The organism is Nocardia sp. NPDC059195, from assembly GCF_042754695.1.
Lineage (GTDB): Bacteria > Actinomycetota > Actinomycetes > Mycobacteriales > Mycobacteriaceae > Nocardia.
The window spans coordinates 73,657-93,898 of sequence record NZ_JBHZBG010000014.1; the positions used below are offsets into that span (position 1 = coordinate 73,657).

General features: G+C 67.6%; 19 protein-coding genes and 5 tRNA genes. 11 read left to right on the forward strand and 13 right to left on the reverse strand.

The genetic code is table 11. The features are described 5' to 3' along the window. Nucleotides 1–26: 26 nt before the first annotated feature. Nucleotides 27–102, reverse strand: a tRNA-Lys gene (locus ACFXKN_RS19410). Nucleotides 103–832: 730 nt separating this feature from the next. On the opposite strand from ACFXKN_RS19410, the gene ACFXKN_RS19415 reads away from it, so the two are divergent. From ACFXKN_RS19415 to ACFXKN_RS19430, 4 genes are all read left to right on the forward strand, one after another. Beyond that, entirely contained in the window at nucleotides 833–1,504 is a 672-nt protein-coding gene (locus tag ACFXKN_RS19415; RefSeq protein ID WP_378967413.1) for a TetR family transcriptional regulator, read from the forward strand. 91 nt (nucleotides 1,505–1,595) lie between these two features. Next, nucleotides 1,596–1,668 (forward strand) — tRNA-Glu (locus tag ACFXKN_RS19420). Between the two features lie 40 nt (nucleotides 1,669–1,708). Next, nucleotides 1,709–1,782, forward strand: a tRNA-Asp gene (locus ACFXKN_RS19425). A gap of 30 nt (nucleotides 1,783–1,812) precedes the next feature. Next, nucleotides 1,813–1,886, forward strand: a tRNA-Phe gene (locus tag ACFXKN_RS19430). A gap of 80 nt (nucleotides 1,887–1,966) precedes the next feature. On the opposite strand, the gene ACFXKN_RS19435 is transcribed toward ACFXKN_RS19430, so the two are convergent. From ACFXKN_RS19435 to ACFXKN_RS19455, 5 genes are all read right to left on the reverse strand, one after another. Next, nucleotides 1,967–2,656, reverse strand: coding sequence for a TetR/AcrR family transcriptional regulator (locus ACFXKN_RS19435; RefSeq protein WP_379433533.1), 690 nt, complete (start codon nucleotides 2,654–2,656; stop codon nucleotides 1,967–1,969). Nucleotides 2,657–2,678: 22 nt separating this feature from the next. Further along, nucleotides 2,679–3,662 (reverse strand): NADPH:quinone oxidoreductase family protein, encoded by a 984-nt coding sequence (locus ACFXKN_RS19440; protein WP_379433534.1) that lies wholly within the window; start codon nucleotides 3,660–3,662, stop codon nucleotides 2,679–2,681. A gap of 52 nt (nucleotides 3,663–3,714) precedes the next feature. After that, nucleotides 3,715–4,920: an acyl-CoA dehydrogenase family protein gene (locus tag ACFXKN_RS19445; protein ID WP_379433535.1), complete on the reverse strand. Its 1,206-nt coding sequence runs from the start codon at nucleotides 4,918–4,920 to the stop codon at nucleotides 3,715–3,717. A 15-nt stretch (nucleotides 4,921–4,935) separates the two neighbouring features. Then, on the reverse strand, nucleotides 4,936–5,757 hold the full coding sequence (locus ACFXKN_RS19450; protein WP_379433536.1) for an SDR family oxidoreductase: 822 nt from the start codon (nucleotides 5,755–5,757) through the stop codon (nucleotides 4,936–4,938). A 142-nt stretch (nucleotides 5,758–5,899) separates the two neighbouring features. Further along, nucleotides 5,900–6,034: a hypothetical protein gene (locus tag ACFXKN_RS19455; RefSeq protein ID WP_378967458.1), complete on the reverse strand. Its 135-nt coding sequence runs from the start codon at nucleotides 6,032–6,034 to the stop codon at nucleotides 5,900–5,902. Between the two features lie 295 nt (nucleotides 6,035–6,329). On the opposite strand from ACFXKN_RS19455, the gene ACFXKN_RS19460 reads away from it, so the two are divergent. Then, entirely contained in the window at nucleotides 6,330–6,953 is a 624-nt protein-coding gene (locus tag ACFXKN_RS19460; protein WP_379433537.1) for a TetR/AcrR family transcriptional regulator, read from the forward strand. Here ACFXKN_RS19460 and ACFXKN_RS19465 read toward each other — a convergent pair. From ACFXKN_RS19465 to ACFXKN_RS19475, 3 genes are read right to left on the reverse strand one after another with little or no spacing between them, the layout of a single operon-like run. Further along, entirely contained in the window at nucleotides 6,925–10,140 is a 3,216-nt protein-coding gene (locus tag ACFXKN_RS19465) for a carboxyl transferase domain-containing protein (protein ID WP_379433538.1), read from the reverse strand. The two genes, ACFXKN_RS19460 and ACFXKN_RS19465, sit on opposite strands and share 29 nt — an antisense overlap. Then, complete coding sequence (locus ACFXKN_RS19470) at nucleotides 10,137–11,873, reverse strand: AMP-binding protein (RefSeq protein WP_379433539.1); 1,737 nt, start codon at nucleotides 11,871–11,873, stop codon at nucleotides 10,137–10,139. Before ACFXKN_RS19470 ends, ACFXKN_RS19465 begins: the two co-directional genes overlap by 4 nt. 26 nt (nucleotides 11,874–11,899) lie before the next feature. Beyond that, the gene (locus ACFXKN_RS19475; RefSeq protein WP_379433540.1) at nucleotides 11,900–12,523 is read right to left on the reverse strand and encodes a TetR/AcrR family transcriptional regulator; all 624 of its coding nucleotides are present in this window, start codon (nucleotides 12,521–12,523) and stop codon (nucleotides 11,900–11,902) included. A 117-nt stretch (nucleotides 12,524–12,640) separates the two neighbouring features. Between ACFXKN_RS19475 and ACFXKN_RS19480 the strand changes: the two genes are divergently transcribed. Next, nucleotides 12,641–12,714: transfer RNA gene (locus ACFXKN_RS19480), tRNA-Asp, on the forward strand. Nucleotides 12,715–12,788: 74 nt separating this feature from the next. Here the strand turns inward: ACFXKN_RS19480 and ACFXKN_RS19485 are convergent. From ACFXKN_RS19485 to ACFXKN_RS19495, 3 genes are read right to left on the reverse strand one after another with little or no spacing between them, the layout of a single operon-like run. Then, entirely contained in the window at nucleotides 12,789–13,814 is a 1,026-nt protein-coding gene (locus ACFXKN_RS19485; protein WP_379433541.1) for a hypothetical protein, read from the reverse strand. A gap of 9 nt (nucleotides 13,815–13,823) precedes the next feature. Continuing rightward, nucleotides 13,824–15,116, reverse strand: coding sequence for a hypothetical protein (locus tag ACFXKN_RS19490; RefSeq protein WP_379433542.1), 1,293 nt, complete (start codon nucleotides 15,114–15,116; stop codon nucleotides 13,824–13,826). Then, the gene (locus tag ACFXKN_RS19495) at nucleotides 15,116–15,433 is read right to left on the reverse strand and encodes a hypothetical protein (protein ID WP_379433543.1); all 318 of its coding nucleotides are present in this window, start codon (nucleotides 15,431–15,433) and stop codon (nucleotides 15,116–15,118) included. Before ACFXKN_RS19495 ends, ACFXKN_RS19490 begins: the two co-directional genes overlap by 1 nt. 211 nt (nucleotides 15,434–15,644) lie before the next feature. Between ACFXKN_RS19495 and ACFXKN_RS19500 the strand changes: the two genes are divergently transcribed. Then, nucleotides 15,645–16,328 carry a GAP family protein gene (locus ACFXKN_RS19500; protein ID WP_378967518.1) on the forward strand — a complete coding sequence of 228 codons (684 nt, stop codon included), beginning with the start codon at nucleotides 15,645–15,647 and terminating at the stop codon, nucleotides 16,326–16,328. 123 nt (nucleotides 16,329–16,451) lie between these two features. Beyond that, entirely contained in the window at nucleotides 16,452–17,171 is a 720-nt protein-coding gene (locus ACFXKN_RS19505; RefSeq protein WP_378913959.1) for a polyprenol monophosphomannose synthase, read from the forward strand. A gap of 60 nt (nucleotides 17,172–17,231) precedes the next feature. Here the strand turns inward: ACFXKN_RS19505 and ACFXKN_RS19510 are convergent, their stop codons facing one another. After that, a complete protein-coding gene (locus ACFXKN_RS19510; RefSeq protein ID WP_379433544.1) occupies nucleotides 17,232–17,666 on the reverse strand; it encodes a DUF6069 family protein in 435 nt (144 codons plus the stop codon). A 153-nt stretch (nucleotides 17,667–17,819) separates the two neighbouring features. On the opposite strand from ACFXKN_RS19510, the gene ACFXKN_RS19515 reads away from it, so the two are divergent. The 3 genes from ACFXKN_RS19515 (at nucleotide 17,820) to ACFXKN_RS19525 (ending at nucleotide 20,207) form a co-directional block, all read left to right on the forward strand. Then, entirely contained in the window at nucleotides 17,820–18,371 is a 552-nt protein-coding gene (locus ACFXKN_RS19515; protein WP_379433545.1) for a hypothetical protein, read from the forward strand. Nucleotides 18,372–18,457: 86 nt separating this feature from the next. Continuing rightward, entirely contained in the window at nucleotides 18,458–19,009 is a 552-nt protein-coding gene (locus tag ACFXKN_RS19520; RefSeq protein ID WP_379433546.1) for a copper chaperone PCu(A)C, read from the forward strand. Continuing rightward, entirely contained in the window at nucleotides 19,002–20,207 is a 1,206-nt protein-coding gene (locus tag ACFXKN_RS19525) for a Dyp-type peroxidase (RefSeq protein ID WP_379433547.1), read from the forward strand. Before ACFXKN_RS19520 ends, ACFXKN_RS19525 begins: the two co-directional genes overlap by 8 nt. Nucleotides 20,208–20,242 lie beyond the last annotated feature (35 nt).

Here is a 20,242-nt window from a genome sequence, read left to right on the forward strand (position 1 = left end):
CACGTGACGATGGTCACGGTAGTTGGTGGTGCCCCCTGTAGGACTCGAACCTACGACCTAGTGATTAAAAGTCACCAGCTCTACCAACTGAGCTAAAGGGGCGCGCAGCGGAGTCTAGCGGACACTGTGCCGAAGGGCCGAATAGGTGTCCCCGGTCGAGTTGCGGACGGCTGATCGCCGCTGGTGGCGGCCGGTAACGACACCGACGCCCGCGACGATTCTCGGTAAACACCTGGTGCCCAGGGTCATCCACGTCATGGGTTGCATATGGTCGTCGAATGCTGTTGTATCGCAACATCTTTCGACAAGCAGGGGTGCAGCAGCGATGGAGTGGTCCAAGGTGGGCGCCGGTCTCGCGACCGTTCGGCGAACTTCGCCGGTGCCGGTGAGCCGGTCAACCGGGCTGCGCGCCTGCGGAATTCGTACCCGAAGTAACCATTGCGGTAGCGCCTCGTTTGCTGACGTGGATAACCGGACCGGATGTTCGGATAGGTACTCCAATCGCCGCGTGTCGACTCGGGAATGCAGGTACGGTGATCGCCTGGTGAATTTCGAAACAATCACCGGTGCCGCGTTTTCCGTGGTTCCGGTGCAGGGTGCGGCGTTTCGGAATTCACCGACGGATTGCGGGCCGAGGTGATCGCGATGGGTGCGCGAACTCCCGGCAAAGGGGTAGTCGTTACCGCAGGAGGAGGCGGTTCTCACAGGTGGCGGGGCCGCTGTGGGCGGCGCCGCGAGTCTTTCATACCGAAAGTTTGAATTAAAACCACAATTCGCGCCGTCGGTCTGTATTCGGCCGGCGGCGTCGAGAAGGTTCGGAGGCGTTTCGAGCATGGCACGGCAGCAAGAGCGGGCGCGCCGGACACGCGCGGCGATTATCAAGTCCGCGGCCGTCGAGTTCGGGAAGAGTGGATATGCCGCGGCATCGCTCAACCGCATTCTGGAAGGTTCGCGTGCCACCAAGGGGGCGATGTACTTCCACTTCGACTCCAAGGAAGATCTAGCGCGCGCGGTGCTCGAGACCGCGGTCGAGCGGTACCGGATCTGCGCGGAGCGCTGGCTGGCGCGCGCCGACCTCGGTCCGCTCGACGTGCTGCACGGCATGGTCGACGAGATCGCGCTGCGCCTGGAACACGACACCATCGTGCAAGCCGAGTACCGCCTCGTGATCGAACCCGACTTCCATCGCGACACCGGCAACGGTGGCGGACGCATCGTCGGCCGCGCCACCCGCGTGCTCGCGGTCCGCGCCATCGACGACGGCCACCTGCGCGCCGACGCCGACCCCGACCGCTTCACCCGAACCCTGTCCGCGGCACTGGCGGGCCAGCGCTATCTGGTCGACCCGATCGCCAACGGCTCCGCCGCCGACCTGCGCGCCCGCTTCGCCGAGGTGCTGGAGGTTATCGTGGAGGCGATGGCGACCCCGCTGTGGATCCAGAACTTCCGCACCGAGGGCTGGCGCGAACAGGCACGCCTGGATGACCTCGGTTTGGGCGCCTGACCAGGCGATTTGGAACTCTGCGCACACCTGTCATAAGCTATGCGAGCTCCCAACGGAAACGTTGAAGCCGCCCCGGAGAGATTCGGAACGAGCCCCCTTCGTCTAGCGGCCTAGGACGCCGCCCTTTCAAGGCGGTAGCGCGGGTTCGAATCCCGTAGGGGGTACAGTCTTCGGACTGTGTCTAGTAGTACTGCAGGTATGCATGGCCCTGTAGCGCAGTTGGTTAGCGCGCCGCCCTGTCACGGCGGAGGTCGCGGGTTCGAGTCCCGTCAGGGTCGCACGTAGTACCAGAGCAATCCGGTACTTCCGGCCAGGTAGCTCAGTTGGTACGAGCGACCGCCTGAAAAGCGGTAGGTCGCCGGTTCGATCCCGGCTCTGGCCACCTTCGATCCCCTCACCGAAGTACACGGTGAGGGGATTTTTCGTTTTCCGGTGGCGAGCCGTTTTCCGGTGGCGAGCCGGTCAGCTCGTGATCGGCATCCGCAGGGCGTTGGCCCACAGGCGCGTCAGGGTGTGGACAACTTCTTCCATCGGTATCTGCCTGCCATCGAGCTCGCCGTCACCGATGACGTAATAGTTGAAGGCCATGCGGCTGACCATGCCCGAGAGGGCGCGTGAGGTGAGCATCGGGTCGACATCGGGGTCGGCGAGGCCGCGTCGCTGGAGGTCGGCGATGCCGCGGGCATTGCGCCGGATGAAGGCATCGCCACGGTTCTGGCGCAGCTTGCTGAATTCGGGGTCGATCTGGGCGACCTGTTCGAGCAGGCCCATCAGCTTCGCATTGCGCTTGTAGGCCTCGAAGTAGGCCAGGTTGGCGGCTTCGATGATCGAGGCCGGGTCGTCGTCGCCGGTCACATGTGGCATGCCGGGATGCATCATGTCTTCCTGGGCGTGCTCGAGGATCGCGGCGAAGATCTCCTCCTTGCTCGCGAAGTAGGTGTAGAAAGTGCCCGACGAGCAGTTGGCTTCCTGGGTGATGTCGATGAGCCGGGTGTCGAGGTATCCCATCCGCTCGAACACCTTCCGGCCCGCCGCGATCAGCGCGTCCCGTGTGCGCAGACCGCGCTGGGTGGCCGGCAGGTCGCGCAACAGCGAGGTGCGTGCCATCGAAGGCAGCGCGCCCTCGCTGTCGGTGTCCGCGGCTCGTTCCATGGTTGTAGTTATATACCGGCGTTCAGGGGTGGAACACGACGCGGCCGACGGTATCGCCGTCGCCGAGGCGGCCGAGTCCCGCGGGGATGTCGGCGAACATCAGCCGTTCGCTGATCAGTGGTTTCACTTGTCCGGCCGCGGCGAGCCGGGTCAGCTCGGCATGGCAGTCGTGGATCGCCTGCTGGTTGTACTGCGTGTAGAGACCCCAGTGCAGGCCGATGATCGAATAGTTCTTGATCAGTGCGTGATTGAGTGCCGGCTGGGGGATGGTGCCGCCGGCGAAGCCGATCACCAGGATGCGGCCTTCGAAGGCGATGCATTTGGTGGACTTGGCGTAGGCGTCGCCGCCGACCGGGTCGTAGACCACGTCAGCGCCGCGACCACCGGTGAACTCCTTGACGATCGGCACGAAATCCTCGGTGTGCCGGTCGATCACGAGATCGGCGCCGAGCGCGCGGCAGTAGTCGGCCTTCGCGGGCCCACCGACGACGCCGATCACCCGCGCGCCCGCGGCCTTGCCCAGCTGCACCGCGGAGCTGCCGACGCCACCCGCCGCGGCGTGCACCAGCAGCGTCTCGCCGGGCTGCAACCGCGTCCGGCGGTGCAGGGCGAACCAGCTCGTCTGATAGCCGATGGTGAGTGCGGACGCCTCGGCATCGTCGAGGGATTCCGGTGCGGGGAAGGCATTCTCGGCATCGAGCACGGCCAGTTCGGCGAACGCGCCGCCGGGCAGGTTCGCGGTGCCGACGATCCGGTCACCGATCGCGAACCGGTCGACGCCGGCGCCGACCGCCAGTACTTCACCGCACAGTTCGACACCAGGGGTGAACGGTAGCGGTGGCTTGACCTGATATTGCCCACGGCACAACAGCACATCGGGGAAGTTGGCAGGCGCCGCGAGAACGCGCACCAGCACCTGCCCCTGACCCGCGACCGGGTCGTCGATGTCGTTGAACTGCAGTACATCCCGTGGTTCGCCGAGTTCGGCTACTTGCCAGGCTTTCATCGTGATCAGTACTCCTGTTTCTGCGTACGTCTGATACCCGCGGTGCGGCCGGTCAGCGCCATTTGCGCAGTTCCTGACTTGCGATGGCGCGCTTGTGTACTTCGTCGGGGCCGTCGGCGAGCCGGAGCGTGCGCAGTTGCGCCCAGGCGGCGGCGAGCGGGAAGTCGTCGGAAACGCCGCCCGCGCCGTGCACCTGAATGGCCCGGTCGACGACCTTCAGCGCGATGTTCGGCGCGGCCACCTTGATCGCGGCGATCTCGGTGCGCGCGGCCTTGTTGCCGACGGTGTCCATCAGATGGGCGGCCTTGAGCGTGAGCAGCCGGATCATCTCGATATCGATGCGCGACTCGGCGATCCAGTCCCCGATATTGCTGTTGTCGGCCAGCGGCTTGCCGAAGGTGACCCGCGCCTGCGCGCGCTTGCACATCATCTCCAGCGCGCGCTCGGCCATGCCGATGCTGCGCATGCAGTGGTGGATGCGGCCGGGTCCGAGCCGGGCCTGGCTGATCGCGAAACCCTCGCCCTCGCCCTTGAGCACATCGGTGGCGGGCACCCGCACGTCGGCGAAGTCGATCTCGGCGTGGCCTTCGCGTTCCTGGTAGCCGAACACCGGCAGTCCGCGCAGGATCGTGACGCCCGGCGCGTCGATCGGGACCACCATCATGGTCTGCTGGCGGTGCGGTGCCGCGGTGGGATCGGTCTTGCCCATCACGATCATCACGCGACAGTTCTTGTGCAAGGCGTTGGTGGCGAACCACTTTCGGCCGTTGAGCAAGTAGTCGTCGCCGTCACGCACCATCGACAGTTCGATATTGGTCGCATCCGAGCTGGCCACCCGCGGTTCGGTCATCGCGAAGGCCGAGGCCATGGTGCCGTCGAGCAGCGGCTTCAGGTACTTCTCTTTGTGCTCCTCGGTGCCGAACAGTTCGAGCACTTCCATGTTGCCGGTGTCGGGGGCGTTGCAGTTGCAGGCCTCGGACGCGAGATGGCTGCGGCCCATGATCTCGGCCAGCGGTGCGTATTCGAGGTTGGTCAGGCCCGGCCCGCGGCCGGGGTGCGGGTGGAAGAGGTTCCACAGTCCGCGCCGTTTGGCCTCGGCTTTGAGCTCTTCCAGGATCGGCGGCTGGAAATGGGGGTCGCCGGATTCGCGCATCTGCGCGTCGTAGACGCTCTCGGCCGGGTAGACGTGCGTGTCCATGAAGTCGAGCAGGTCTTCGGAATACTTCTTCGAGCGGTCGCTCAGATCGAACAGTGACATGGATTTCTCTCTCGCTCAGCGGGTTTCGGCCAGCAGTGACGACTGGTAGCGACGCATGCCGCCCAGCCAGCGGTCGTAATCGGCACCTTTGTGGCGGTACATCTGCAGCACCTGCGGGTGCGGCAGGATCAGGAATTCCTCGGCGGCGACGGCGGTGAGCACGATGTCGGCCACTTCGGCGGGTTCGAGGACCTCGCCCGCCGAGACGACGGCGCGGGTCGCCGCGACACCGAGCTCCTCGCCCGAATCCTGGCCCGCGTACAGCAGTTTCGTGTTCACGCCCATCGGGCACAGGCAGCTGACGCGAACACCCTGATCGCCGTAGGTGACGCTGAGCCACTCGGCGAACCCGACCGCGGCGTGCTTGCTCACCGAGTAGGTGGCCGAACCGATCTGGGTGAGCAGCCCCGCGGCGGAGGCGGTGCTGACGAAGTAGCCCGCACCGCGTTCGATCCACTGGGGCACCAGCAGTCGCGCGGCGCGGATGTGGGCGCGCAGGTTCACCTCGAGCGCGCTGTCCCAGTCGTCGTCGCTGACGTCGAGCCCGGGGGCGCCGACGATGCCCGCGTTGGCGAAGTACAGGTCGACCGGCCCGAACCGCTGTTGTGCCAGCGCGATCAGGCCGCTGATCGCTGCGGTGTCGGCGGCATCGGCGCCGACACCGACGGTGGTGCCGGGGTGATCGGCGTTGATCTGCTCCGACACGGCGAGCGCGGCGGCCTCGTCGAGGTCGGACACCACGACCTTCGCGCCGGCGGTGGCGAGCGCGGCGGCCAGCGCGGCGCCGATGCCCGCGCCGGCACCGGTCACGATGGCCACTTTCTCGGCAACTCTCATCAGAAATCCTTTCGCCCGGGCTGTTTCCAGCCCGAGCAACGGTCGAAGGGTCAGTACAGCTGGGTTCCCGGCACCGCTTCCGGGTCGTTGCGGACGGCCGGGGTGTCGGTCTCGCGCAGCTTCCACGCGCTGAACACGGTGATCAGGCCATGGCCATCAGGAACAGCGAAACCCCCCGCCTGCCGATTCGGTCCGACAGGGCTCCTGCCCACAGGATCACCGCGGTGAGCAGGCCGGAGGAGATCAGCGAGATGGCCAGCAGCGCATTGCGATTCATGCCGAGTTCGGCGGTGCCGTAGCTGAGCAGGCCCGATCGAGCTGCCGACCAGGCCGGCGGCGAGCAGCTTGCGATGCGCGCGTTTGCCGGCGGCCGACGATGGTGCTGTGTCGGGCAAGGGCGGCGGTGTGGTGATGGCTGTCCGCTGGCCGGGTTCGATCATCGATGACTCCTCGGTGAATCGGCAGGGTTGAATCTATTAGAAGTTGACGTCAACTTCAAGTGAGTGAGCGCTTGCTCAGTGTGAGCCCGCGAAGATGTAATGTCAATCACAGGCATAGTGAAGAGGAATCAGGTGACCGGGCTACTAGATGACGACCCATTGGCAGACCGGGCCGCCGCGCCGGGCGACACCGAGCAGCGCCTGCTCGACGCCGCGGTAGTGCTGTTCTCCGACAAGGGTTTCGAGGCCACCCGCACCAGGGACATCACCGCAGCGGCCGGGTTGAGCCCGGCGGCGATGTATGTGCATTTCGCCTCGAAGGAGGATCTGCTCTTCCGGCTGGTCGAGCATGCCGTCGAGAACACCCTCACCATCATCGAAGCCGCCGTCGCGCCCCATGCCGAGCCGGTGGACCGCATACGGGCCTTGGTCACCGCATTCAGCGTCCTGCACGCGCGCAGCTACCGGCGGGCGCGGATCGCCCAGTACGAGAGCAGGCACCTCGCCCCCGGCCACCACGAGCTCGTCGCGGCGATCCGTCGCCGGATTCGGCAGGCCGCGGTCGCGGAGGTGCGGGCGGGGATCGAGCGCGGCGTGTTCACCGTCGCCGATCCCCGCGTCGCCGTGCTGGCGATGATGTCGCTGGGGATCGACATCTGCCGGTGGTACCGGCCGGGCGGTGAGTTCACCCCGGAGGAACTCGGCGACATCAACGCCGATCTGGTGCTCAGGATCCTGCGCGCGCCCGGCTACTGACGAGGGTGGCGATCCAGGTGCGGGTGTCGGCGGGGTCGATCACGTCGTCGAGTTCGAAACCCGTCGCGGCGGTGAGCGCCTTGCCCTGCTGGTAGGCCAGGGTGAGCAACTGCCCGAACAGCGTCTCGCGCTCGGCCGGATCCGCCACGGCGGCGAGCTCTTTGCTGAAGCCGAGGCGAACGGCGCCCTCCAGCCCCATCGGGCCGATCTCGCCGGTGGGCCAGGCGACGGTGAAGTTCGGCGCGTGGAAATGGCCCGCCGTCATCGCCATCGCACCGAGGCCGTAGCCCTTGCGCAAAATGATCGTGCCGAACGGGACGCTCAGTTGGGCGCCGAGCACGAACAACTTGCTGAACCGGCGCACCGTCGCGGTCTTCTCCGCTTCCGGGCCGACCATGAAACCCGGCGTGTCACACAGGGAAACGACCGGCAGCCCGAAGGATTGGCACAGGGTGAGGAACTCGCCCATCTTGTCGGCGGCCTCGGCGTCGATGGCACCGCCGAGGTGATGACTGCTGTTGGCGATCAAGCCGAACGGTTCGCCGTGCACCCGCACCAGCGCGGTGACGATGCCGACCCCGTAGTCGGGCCGCAACTCGAGCACCGAGCCGACGTCGACGATCGCGTCGATGGCGCGATGGATGTCGTAGGCACGTAACCGGTTCTCCGGCACCACATGTCGAGCCGAGCGTGGATCCGGTGCTTCGAAATCGTCGACCCGGCCCTGGAAATAACCCAGGTACTGCTTGGCCAGCGCCACCGCGTGCGCTTCGTCGCGGGCGACCAGGTCGACCACGCCGTTGCGCCGTTGCACGTCGATCGGGCCGATGTCCTCCGGGCGGTAGACGCCGAGCCCGCCGCCTTCGATCATGGCCGGTCCGCCCATGCCGATATTGGCGTCGGGCGTCGCGATGATCACGTCGCAGGCACCGGCCAGGGCGGCGTTGCCCGCGAAGCAGCGGCCCGACACGATCGTCACCAGCGGCACCTTCCCGCGCAGCGCACCCAGCGCGCGGAAGGTTGTCACGTCCAGGCCCATGCCGGTCCAGTCGGTGTCGCCCGGCCTGCCGCCGCCGCCCTCGGCGAACAGCACCACTGGAACCCGCTTGCGTTCGGCGAGTTCGAAGGCGCGGTCGGTCTTGGCGTGGTTGTTCTTGCCCTGCGTGCCGGCGAGCACGGTGTAGTCGTAGGAGATCACCACCGCCTCGGCGTTGTCGAAGTGGTCGGCGCCGATGGTCGCCAAGCCGGTGATCAGGCCGTCGGCGGGGGTGTTGGCGATCAGGTCTTCTTCGGTGCGTCTGGTGCGTTGCGCGGCGAAGGCGAGCGCGCCGTATTCGACGAAGCTGCCCGCGTCGACCAGGTCGGTGATGTTCTCCCGTGCGGTGCGTCGACCGAGCTTGTGCCGCTTCGCCACGGCCGCCGGGCGGGATTCGTCGAGCGTCACCAGGTGCCTGGCGCGGATCTCGTCCACATCGGCGCGGGCGCGGTCGGGATCCAGCTCGGTGTGCGCGCTGCCGGTGTCGTCCGCGCCGGTACGGGTGATGATGACGAGTGGGTCGCCCGGCGCGACGACCTGGCCGGGGCGGACCAGCACCCGGACGGTCCTGGCGGCATCCGGTGCGGCGAGCACATGCTGCATCTTCATCGCCTCGAGGACGACGAGCTGACCACCCGCGCCGATGTCGACACCCTCGTCGATCACCTCGACCACCGTGCCCGCGAGCTGGGCGCGTACGGCCTCCTGACCCGGATACAGCTCGACGGCGGTGACCGCGACCTCGGGCTGATCGGTCTGTGCCGCCGCGACCAGGTCGGTCAGTCGCTCGGTGAGAAAGCCGGTGGTGGCAAGGCCGGACTGGAAGGTGCTGTCGGCGAGGATCTCTCGCAGGAACGAGATGTTGGTACCGATGCCGGTCACGGTGAACTCGGCGAGCGCTGTCGCGGTCTTGCGGGCGGCGGCGGGGAAGGACTGGCCGCGGGTACGGGTGATCACCTTGGCCAGTAGCGAGTCGTAGCGCGGGCTCGGGGTCAGCCCGGGGCGGCCGAACGTGTCGACCCGCACGCCCGGCCCGGTCGGCGGTGCGAAGGTGGTCAGCGTGCCCGCGGTCGGCACCGCCGAACCGTCGGCCGTCATCGTCTCCATGTTCACTCTGGCCTGGATCGCGATGCCGTCCGCGGCGGCGGGTTCGCCGGTGGAATCGGTGCCGTCGGAGACGATTCCGCTCGGCAGATCCAGGTCGGCGAAGTGCGTACCCTGGGCGATCGCGAGCTGCACGGCGACCAGATCGATGCCGGTCACCTCCTCGGTCACGGTGTGCTCCACCTGGATTCGCGGATTGACCTCGAGGAACACGAATTCGGTATCGGAGACCAGGAATTCGACGGTTGCCAGTCCGCGATACCCGACATGGGCGCACAGCCGCGCTGCCGCCGTGTGCAGTTCCCTGCGGAGCGCCTCCGAAAGGCCCTGCGCCGGTGCAATTTCGAGCAGCTTCTGATGCCTGCGCTGCACACTGCAATCGCGGTCGCCCAGCGCGAGCGCCGTGCCGTCCGTGGCGATGATCTGCACTTCGATGTGCCGGGCGTTCTCGAACAACACCTCGGCGAAGACCGCGGGATTGCCGAAGCCGAGCTGTGCCTCCGCGGCGCATTGCCGGTAGGCGTCGTCGATCTCCTCGGCGGTCCGCACCACCCGCATGCCACGGCCGCCGCCACCGGCCAGCGCCTTGATCATGATCGCGCCGTGGTGCGTGCCGAAGAACGCGTTGACCTCCTCGGCGGTGGTCGGCCCCTCGGTCGCGGGCAACACGGGCACGCCCGCGGCCACGGCGGTCGCGCGGGCCGAGGACTTGTCACCGAACAGGTCGAGCACCGCCGGATCGGGGCCGACGAACGTGACGCCGTCGGCCGCGCAAGCACGGGCGAATTCGGGGTTCTCGCTGAGGAATCCGTAACCGGGATGGAGGTAGTCGGCGCCGGATTCCTTGGCGGCGGCCAGGATCGCGGCGTGGTCGAGATAGGGCGTGGCGCCGGTGCCCGCCAACTCGATCGCCTCGCCCGCCGCGTGCACGTTGGGGTTGTCGGCGTCGTCGCCTGCGTAGACCGCCACGGTGTCGATGCCGAGTTCGGTGGCGGTGCGGATCACCCGCAGGGCGATCTCGCCGCGATTGGCGATCAGCAGCTTCACTGGATGTCCTCGGATTCGGTGGCGGCGATGCGCTCGGTCATGGTGAACAGCTCGCCCTTGCGGATCTTGCCGGTCGCCGTCATCGGCAACGCGTCGAGAATCTCGATCTGGGGGACCTTGTAACCGGCCATGTTCTGTCGGGCCCAGGTTTGCAATTCGGCTGCCGCGATGGATGATTCGGGGATCAGCTGGACGAAGGCGAGCGGCACCTGCCCCCGCTGCGGATCGGGTTTGGGCACCACGCCGACGGTCTGCACCTGCGAGTGCAGCATCAGCAGGGATTCGACCTCGGACGGGAACACGCTCATGCCGTTGACCTTGATCATCTCCTTGTTCCTGGCCAGATAGTGCAGGGCGCCACGTTCGTTCAGCTTGCCGACGTCGCCGGTCTGTAACCAGCCCGCGCGCACGGTCGCCGCGGTAGCTTCGGGGTTGCCGTAGTACCCGGTGAGGATCGAAGGGCTGCGCACGATGATCTGACCTTCGTGGCCCATCGGGACCGGCGCACCGACCTCGTCGACGATCAGGATGTCGGTGCCGGGGACTGGCAGGCCGCAGAACACCGGCTCGCTGCGTAGGTCGTAGTCGTCGTCCTGCAGGCCGAGGGTGAAGGTGTCGGCGGTGTGGGTCTCGGTCATCCCGTAGCTGGTCTCGCGCAGGGTGAGTCCGGTGGCGGCGCGCCAGCGAGCCCGGATCTCGGCGTTGAGTTTCACCACGAACGAGACGCCGGTGGTGTTCTCCAGCGCGGTGATTCCGGCGGGGTCGAACGCCGGGTGGTCCATCATCTCCACGTAGTTGTCGATCATGCCGATCATCGAGGTGACCCGGTAGCGGTCGAGCAGACTCAGCGCGGTCTCGGCCTCCCATCGGTTCATCAGCACGGCGGTACCGCCGTTGACCAGTGGGAACAGGATGCCGAAATCCTCGCCCGCGATCCAGAACACAGGCAGGAAGTTCAGCGCGACGAGCGGGCGTTCGCCCACCCGCAAGCCGTTGCCCACGGTGGCGGTCGCCGCGGTGTAAACCATGTGCCGCTGGGTGTGCTCGCAGCCCTTCGGCATGCCGGTGGTTCCGCCGGTGTAGTTCAGCGCGGCCAGTGCGTCCGGATCGGTGGGTTGGGCTGGGGCGCGCGGGCTTTCGACGATCCGTTGCCAGTCGGTCTCGGCCGCGGTGGTCTCGAAGGGGGCGGCGACGGCGGGTTCGTCGATGAACATGTCGGACAGCGCGGTGAACGCGACCTGTCGCACCGGCGTATCCGCGCGCACCTCGTCGACCAGCGTGGACAGATTGTCCTGGGCGAGCAGGATTGTCACGCCCGCATCGACGAGTTCATGGCGCAGTTCGTGGGCCCGGAACAGGGGATTGATCGGTACGTGCACCGCGCCGATCTTCAGGATGCCGAGCATGGCGACGAGGAACTGCGGACAGTTGCTCAGATACACCCCGATCCGGTCGCCTGGTTGTGCGCCGTTCGCGAGCAGCCAACCGGCGAAACGGTCGGAGAGCTCGTCGTATTCGGCGTAACTGAGGTCGCGGCCGTAGTAGGCGATCGCGGTGGTCTCGGGTCGTCGTGTCGCCCAGTGGCGCAGGTAATCGACCAGGGCCATCGATTCGATCGGATACTCCACCGTGCGCGGGACCTGTGCGGGCCAGGCAGCCTGCTGCCGGGTGTGGATCTCCGCCAGCGCCGCGGTGAGCGCGGGCGGGGCGACGGTGGTTGGTTCGACGGTCATGGGCACATCCGTTCCGGGTACTCGGTCTAGCTGGTGAAGCCGATCAGTCGTTCGGCGATGGCGATGTGGTCGGTGATGAACTGTTCGTGCCGGTCGTGGTCGGCTCCGGCGAGCCGGGAGGCGCCGATCAGCAGCGCGTCGGCGAGGGTCTCGACGATCCGCGGCAGTGGGGCGCACGGGTCGATCTCGCCGCGCACCTCGTCGCGTTCGAGAAAGGCGGTGAACCGCTTGCGCAGGCGAGTGCGCACCCGCGACCACTGCGCGCCGATCGCGGGATCGATCCCCGCCCGGTGCTCGATCAGCGCCACCAGCGCGCCGTTGGCGAACACGGCTTCCGTGAACGCCCGTGTGGTCGCCCCGATCACCTCGGCCGCCGCGGTGACCTCGACGTCCACCACGAGTTGCGCGTCGAGGAACTGCGCGCACACCCGCTCGGTGATCGCCACGAACACCTCGTCTTTCGAGAAGAAGTACGCGTAGAACGTCGCCCGGGAGACCCGAGCGCGCGTGGTGATCGTCTCCACCGAGGTGTGGTCGTACCCGAGTTCGGCGAAACACTGGGCCGCCGCGTCGAGCAATTCGCCCCGCCGCGGCCCCGCGCTGTCCTTGCGCGCCGACCGTGCCCGCTCCTGCGCCTCGCTTGTGGTCACCGTCACAAGTGTTGTTGACGTTGACGTCAATGTCAACAACTGATTCACTGCCTGACCTGTTCGGTTACCGAAACGGGGGTCCACCGGGTAATATCGCTCCCCGATGCAAGGAAGCAAGGCCCTGTAGCGCAGTTGGTTAGCGCGCCGCCCTGTCACGGCGGAGGTCGCGGGTTCGAGTCCCGTCAGGGTCGCAACACGACAAAAGTCCCCCACACCGATTCCGGTGCGGGGGACTTTCGCGTACTAGGAGGGCTGGGTCCGCAGGTCAGATGCGGTGGTCGATGCTGGTGATGCGGTGGCGGCCGGGGGCTACCTCGGTGGTGCGCATGATCTGGTCGATCTTCTCGGTGGTGGCGTCGCCGGGCCATTTCTGGTGGATGGTGACGTTCCACAGCGTGGGGTCGGCGGCGTCGGCCTTGGTGATGTGGACGCAGTACTTGACATCGAGGGGGAGCGAGCCGATGCCCGCGGCCAGGGCGGACGCGTCGCCCACGTGGGCGTTGTCGGTGACGAAGGAGCGGGCCTTGGCGGCGTCGCGGTCGACGTAGTAGCTGTATTCGAAGCCGAGGATGGCGCCCTCGGGGCTGGCGGTGTCGCCGCGTTCGGCGCTGATGGTGATCGACGGGGCGCGGAAGGACTCGCAGCCGGACAGGGCGTGCGCGGGAAGTGGGGGCACCACGGTGGAAGTCGTTGCCCGCGTGCCGGAGACGGCGGCTTGGGTCGTGGTGGTCGGTTTGTCGGCGGGGCCGAGGAAGATGGTGGCGGCCAAGCCGAGAAGGACGACGAATACCACCGCGCCGACAATGCCTTTGATCGCGGCCGCGGCCTTCACCTTGCCACCGCTTTCGTCATAGCGTTCGTCGTTGAAATTCTTGCGTGGGCGCCGCGCGATCTGGCCGCCGCCGCCGAAGTCCTTGAGGCGCGGCAACACTGGAATCTCGACGTGGTCGCCGCTCTGCTCGGTCGCGGTGGTGGTGGCCCAGTCGTTCCAGTCGACATCGTCACCGCGCTTCGCCTCGACCGGCAGGTCGCCGTCGTTCCAGTCGTTCCAGTCGCCGGTGAAACCGTCGTCGTCGGCAGGGTTTCGATACACCGGTTCGACGGGTGCGGGCTGGAACGGGCCGTCGTCGAACGGTTCCGGGTCCGGCGGCGGCCAGATCTCCGGGTTCGTGCCGATGGTCTGCGGCTCGGCCTCGCGCCGTCGCCTGCGCCGCCGTTTACCCTGCGGGCGACGGCGGCCGGGCGGCGTGGCGTCCGGCGATGCGAAGTAGGCACCGAACGGATTGTCCATGCGGGTGTCCTACGCCGGCGCCGGGACGACTCCCGGTTGACCGTGTCTTGGTGCGGCGGAAGGCTTTTCGGTCTCCTGGTCCTGCTGCGGGCGAGCGGCAGGCGGCACCACGCCGCCTTGCATCGGCTGCTGAGCGGGCGCGGGGGTGCTCGGAGTCTGCTGGGGCTGTTCGGTTTTCGGCGCCTGATTCGACTGGAACGGCGCAGCAGGCGCGGGAGTTTCCGGCTTCGCCGAAGCACCACTGTCGTTGTTCGCCCCGGCGCCCGTGTTGGTACCGCCGCCGGTGCTTGTGCCGCCACCCAATCCGCCGAACAGTGTGTTCGTGCCGGTCCCACCGCCGTTGGTCGACGGTGCGGTGGGCGTGGTGCCCGCGGGTGCGGTGGACGTGCCGCCCTCGGTTCCGGCGGCATTCGCGGCGAGCGTGTCGATCCCGGTCGTCGCCAACTCCGAACCCTTGTCGAGCCCGTGCATCGCGACTTCGGCGATCTTGTCGATCAGATGTGTACCGAAGGTGACACCGGCATCGATCGCCGCGGTTCCCAGTGACACCCCACCGTCGATCAGGGCCTCTTGCAACGCGATCTGCGCCGCTGTCTCCGGATCGATGTTGTCGTCGTCGTCATCCCACGACGAGTCGTCCCACGACGACGTATCGGATCCGCCGGTGCCGAGAACATAGACCCCGGGCGCCACCTCCGTCGCGCCGGTGGGCACGGTCACCCCATTGGTCCCGCCGAGATCGCTGGTGAGCCCCCGGGTGTTCCGGGTGTACTGGTCCATCTCGGTGCTGGCATTACCCACCACCCCGACCGCTTCCGAAATGGCCTCTTCGGCGAGTTCGACGATGGCGTCGAGGTTGTTCCCGTTCACCGCGGGCGCGGCCTTCTTCGCCTTGGCCCGGAAGTCCGCGATGATCGCATCGACCTTGGCGGCCGCGGTCGACTGGGTCGAATACGCCTGCCCGAGCAGGGAACTCAATCTGGTCCCGCGATCGGCCGCGGCCGAGACCTCGGTGGCGGTCTGCCGCAGCGCTGGTGTCGCGGGCGCCGCGGTCTCGGTCGACTCGAGCGCGTACAGCCCGAGCCGATGCGGGTCCTCGGTAGCCGTGGTCGCGGCCGACGCCGAAGTCAGCGCGGCGACCACCGAGGCATCGGGATCGGCGGAAGTATTACTGCCCAACGAGCTACGCAACTCGAGCAACGGCACTTCGAGCAGCGCGATCACCGGCGCGATCTTCGCCTCGGCCTCGGCGGGCGTGATCGTGCTCAAGGTGGTCTCGGTAACCAGCGACTTGGAACGCATCACGCCACCTCACCCTCGGCTACCCGCAGATCGCCTGCCAGCCCGGTATCGATCCCGGTCACGGTGGCGCCGAAGCGATTCAAGATGTCCTGATAGGCGGTGACCAGATTGCCCGCGGTACTCAGTGTCGACGCGTGCTCGCCCGCGGCCTGTGTCCAGGCGGCGGCGAATTCACGCCCGAGCACGCCGAGCCCGGACAGGTCGACCCCGGCCGCGGTCGTCGTATCGTTGGCCGCTGTGCCAAGAAGTTCGGAAACCCGAGCTGCCGCACGCTGATAAGCGTCGAGCGCTGACGGGTCGAAGGACATTTCTGCCACGATGTCTGCCCCTTCACGATCGCGGATCCCGGCACGGCCGGTGCTGAAAAGCGTAACCACCGAGCGCCGTTTACGGGGGAGTCCAGTCCAGATGGACGGATCGATCTCGAGACTACGCAGGTCACGGACTTTCACCGCGAGGCGACCGTGGTACTGGTGTGACTGACGGGTCGGCGATCGAACTTAACCGGCGAGTAGGGTCAGCCACGTTATGGCCGTTCTGCTGATCGCACTGCTCGGGTTCGCCCTGCTCGACGCGCTCGACGTGCTGCTGGTGGCGATCACCACGGCCGTGGTCGCCGACGCCAGGCTGACCCGGCGCTCGCCGATGACGGGGGTGCTCAGCTTTCTCGGCGGCGTTTTCGCGGTCTCGGTGGCCTTCGGTGTGTGCGCCGTGCTCGGCATCGACTTCCTGGTCCGGCTCCTCGACTTCGAGCTGACGCCCGCGCTGCGCTACTGGGGTGAGCTGGTGATCGGCCTGGTGCTGATCGCGGTGGCCGCGCTCCCGGTGAACACCACCGCGTCCACCGGGGGCCGCTGGGTCGAGCCGGTGCGCAAGTACCCGTGGCTGATGGGCGTGATCGGATTCACTCTCGGTCTGGCGAAGGTGCCGACCTCGGTGCCGTACCTCGCGGCACTCGCGCTGCTGTCGGCCCAGCGCCCACTGCCCCTGGTGTGGCCACTGATCGTGGCGGCCTACTGCGCGATCGCCCTGGTCCTGCCGCTGGTCGTGCTGGCATTGGCGCTGCGGCGAACGCCACGCGCACGGCGGGTCTACCGCGTGCTCGTGCGGGGCATCACCCGCTTCGGGCCACCGGCGATCAGAGTGCTTTTCGTCGTGTTCGGCATCGGATTGGTCATCGACGCTCTTGTCCACGCGGGCCGATTGTGGTGAGCGCCCGCACGGCCACTCAGGAAAGCGTCAGCACCATCGAGTACCGTCATAACGAATCGATGACATGCCCCGTGCCCGCATCCTGGGCCGCGGGGCAATCCAGGTGAGCAGGGAGGGCGACCCTTGAGGGTTACCGTTGTTGTGCCGACCTACAACGAGCGGGAAAATCTGCCGGTGGCGGTAGAGCGGCTGACGGCTCTGCCGGTGTCGGATCTGCACGTGCTGGTGGTAGACGACAATTCACCCGACGGCACGGGTGACGTCGCCGACAAACTGGCAGCTGAGCTGCCGAATGTGGTGAGTGTGCTGCACCGCACCGAGAAGGACGGCCTCGGCCGCGCCTACATCGCGGGCATCACCGCGGCGCTCGACGAGGGTGCCGACGTGGTGATCCAGATGGACGCCGATCTGTCGCACCCCGCCGAGGTGATCCCGTCGATGCTCGAGAAGCTGAGCTCCGACGATGTCGGCGTAGCGCTCGGGTCGCGCTACGTGCCCGGTGGTTCGACCGCCGCGGAATGGAAGTGGTACCGCAAGGCGCTGTCGGCCTGGGCCAACTTCTACGTGAACCTGATCCTGCGCCTCGGCGTGAAGGACGCGACCGCCGGTTTCAAGGCCTGGAAGGCCGATACCCTGCGCGCGATCGACGTGGCCTCGATCCGCAGCAACGGCTATTCGTTCCAGGTCGAGATGAACTACCGCGCGATCAAGAAGGGCTACACGATCGCCGAGGTGCCGATCCGCTTCGAGGAGCGCACCATCGGTGCGTCGAAGATGAGCCTGAAGGTGCAGCTCGAGTCGGCGCTCATGCCGTGGAAGCTGCTGTTCGGCCGCTCGGTCTAGAACTCGACACGCGAAAGGCCCCGCCGGAGTTTCGGCGGGGCCTTTCGCTGTGGTTTCGAGTCACTTCGCGGTGATGCTGCGGCGCACACCTTCCAGCGCGATCACCATGACCGGCACCAGCACCACATGCATCACCGAAAGGGCGACGGTCGAGGCGGCGTCGAAGTCGGCGTCGACGGTCATCGCGATGGTCGCGATCGACAGCAGCGAGCCGACCACCGCGGCGGTCCGCAGCACGCCGGTCCACAGGTACGACACCAGCACGGCGACAGTCAGTCCGATCAGCAGCGGCACGGTCGACATCAGGATCACACCGCCGGGCGCGACGGATTCGACCTTGCCTTCCATTGTGACCGTGAACGACCCGCCCGCGGCGGCGCCGATGACCCAGACGATCAGATTCAGGACGACGGCGGCGACCGCGGCGCCCAGCACGGCGACGGGCCGGTTCAGTGCGGGGACGGTGTAGGTGGCGGGGGCGGTGGTGGTGGTCATGATGTTCTCCCTCATTCGGTGGTGAGACAAGCATCGAACCTAAACCAATGTTGATGTCAAGCCCTCGATCGAATTCGGTTGCGCCACATCGTTGAGACCCTGGTCATAGGGCCGGAACCCGATACCTACGACAGGTGGTCGTAGCATGGCGGCGTGGGCTCTCCGACGGATCACACCGCGCGCTTACGCGGCGCGGCAGTGGGTTCCGCGTCCGGCGCCGTCGCGGTGCTGGCGCACGGACTCGGTGGTGCCACCGCCGTTCCCGCCGGATCCGCCCTGACGCTGTTGTTCGCCGCGTGCGCCCTGATCGGTGTCGTCGTCACCGCACTGCCACGGGGGAACAGCGCGGTGTCGACCATGGTGGTGCTCGCCATCGGACAGGGCGTCGGGCACACCGCGCTCGCGCTGGGACATACGCAGCACCACCACACTGCCTCCGCCGCGATGCTGCTCGCCCACCTGGTGGCGATCCCGACGGGCGCGATCGCGATCCGCGCCGCCGAAGTCGGTGTGCGCCGGGCGATCACCAGCGTGCGACGGCTGGCCGTGGTGCTGGCGGGGGTCCCGTGCCAGGCCGCGCGTCCGGTTCGGCTGCCGCGCGCCGACGAGCGAGCGGTCCTGCGCCAGCTCCTGCTTCGACCCGGTATCAGTCTGCGCGGTCCGCCTCGGGTGGGTAGCACCGTCGTTCACCCCGTTCCGGCGTAGCCGCCGAATTCCACTGCCCCGGTGGCTGATTCGCCATGCGCACCTGCCGGTCCGGGCTTCACCTCACCCGATGATCGGAGTTCTCCATGTCCTCGTATGCCCGTACCCATCTGCGTACTCCTCGTGCCGCCCGCCGGCTCGGGGCCGCGACCGCACTGTCCGTACTCGCCGTGTTCGCCACCGCCTGCTCGAATTCTGAGACGACCCCCGCGTCGGCGGGTGACCGGATCAGCATGAGCGACCAGTGGATCAAGGCCGCCGACTCCGGCATGTCCGCGGCCTTCGGCAACCTGCGCAACACCGGCGACGCGCCGGTGACGCTGGTCGCCGCGACCAGCCCGGCCTCGGACCGGGTCGAGATCCACGAGGTCGTGCCCGACAGCACCGGGGCCAAGACCATGCGCCCCAAGGAAGGCGGCATCACCATCCCCGCGCACGGCGAAGTGACACTGAAGCCCGGCGCCGAGCATCTGATGTTCATGGACCTGAAGCAGCCACTGCGCACCGGCGCGCAAACCTCGCTCACCCTGACCTTCTCCGACGGCTCGAGCACCGTGGTCAGCGCCCAGGTGCGCGATTTCGCCGGCGGCAACGAGCACTACGCGCCGGGTGCCGAGAACCCGACCCACGGTGGCTGATCCGCGTTCCGGGCTCTCCCGCCGCCGGTTGCTCGGCGGGGGAGCGGTGGCGGCGGGTGTCGTCGGTGCGGCCGGAATCGGTTGGGGTGCGGCCGGTCTCCCTGAACAGGAACGGGAACGAGACGCCGCGCTCGACACCGTGCCGTTCTACGGCACGCACCAGGCAGGCATCGAGACGACGCCACCCGGTCATGTCGCCTTCGCCGGTTTCGATCTCGCGCCCGGCGTCGGACGCGAAGACGTCATCGGCCTGCTCCGGATCTGGACCGACGACGCGTCGCGGCTCACCCAGGGCCTGCCCGCGCTCGCCGACACCGAACCGGAACTCGCGGCCAGGCCTGCCCGCCTGACGATCACGGCCGGTTTCGGCCCTGAGCTGTTCACCGTCGCCGGTCTGACCGCGCGACGACCGAGCTGGTTGCGGCAGCTGCCACCGTTGCCCATCGACCGGCTCGAGCCTGCCTACACCGGCGCCGACCTGGTACTCCAGGTCTGCGCCGAGGAGGCGACCACGGTCGCGCACGCGGTGCGGGTGCTGTCCAAGCATGTGCAGTCGCTGGTGACGGTGCGCTGGGTGCAGCGCGGCTTCCGGGACGCACCGCGTGGCCAGACCATGCGCAACCTCATGGGCCAGGTCGACGGCACCGTCAATATCGCCCCGCGCACGGTCGACTTCGATCGCCTGGTGTGGGACGACGGCACGTCGGCGCCGTGGCTGAGGGGTGGCACCTCGCTGGTGTTGCGCCGCATCGCCATGGACCTCGACACCTGGGACGAACTCGACGCCGACGGCCGCGAACTGACCGTCGGCAGAAAGGTCACCACCGGTGCGCCGCTCACCGGCACCGCCGAGCACGACGAGCCCGACCTGACGGCGGTCGACCGCAACGGCATCCCGGTCATCCCGCCGTCGTCGCACGTCGCCCGCGCCAGGCACACCCACGACGGCGAACGGTTCCTGCGGCGCGGTTTCAACTACGACGAGGCGCCCGCGCCGGGGCAGCTGTCGAATTCCGGCCTCCTGTTCGTGGCCTATCAGCGCGATGTCGACGCCCAGTTCCTGCCGGTGCAGCGGCGACTGGCGGAGTTCGACGCGCTGAACGAATGGACGACACCCGTCGGTTCGGCGGTGTTCGCGGTTCCGCCCGGCGTTCCCGCTGCCGGGAACTATCTCGGGCAGCAGTTGTTCGAGAACTGAGGCAGTCCGGCCGGGTGCGCCACCGCGCCCGGCCG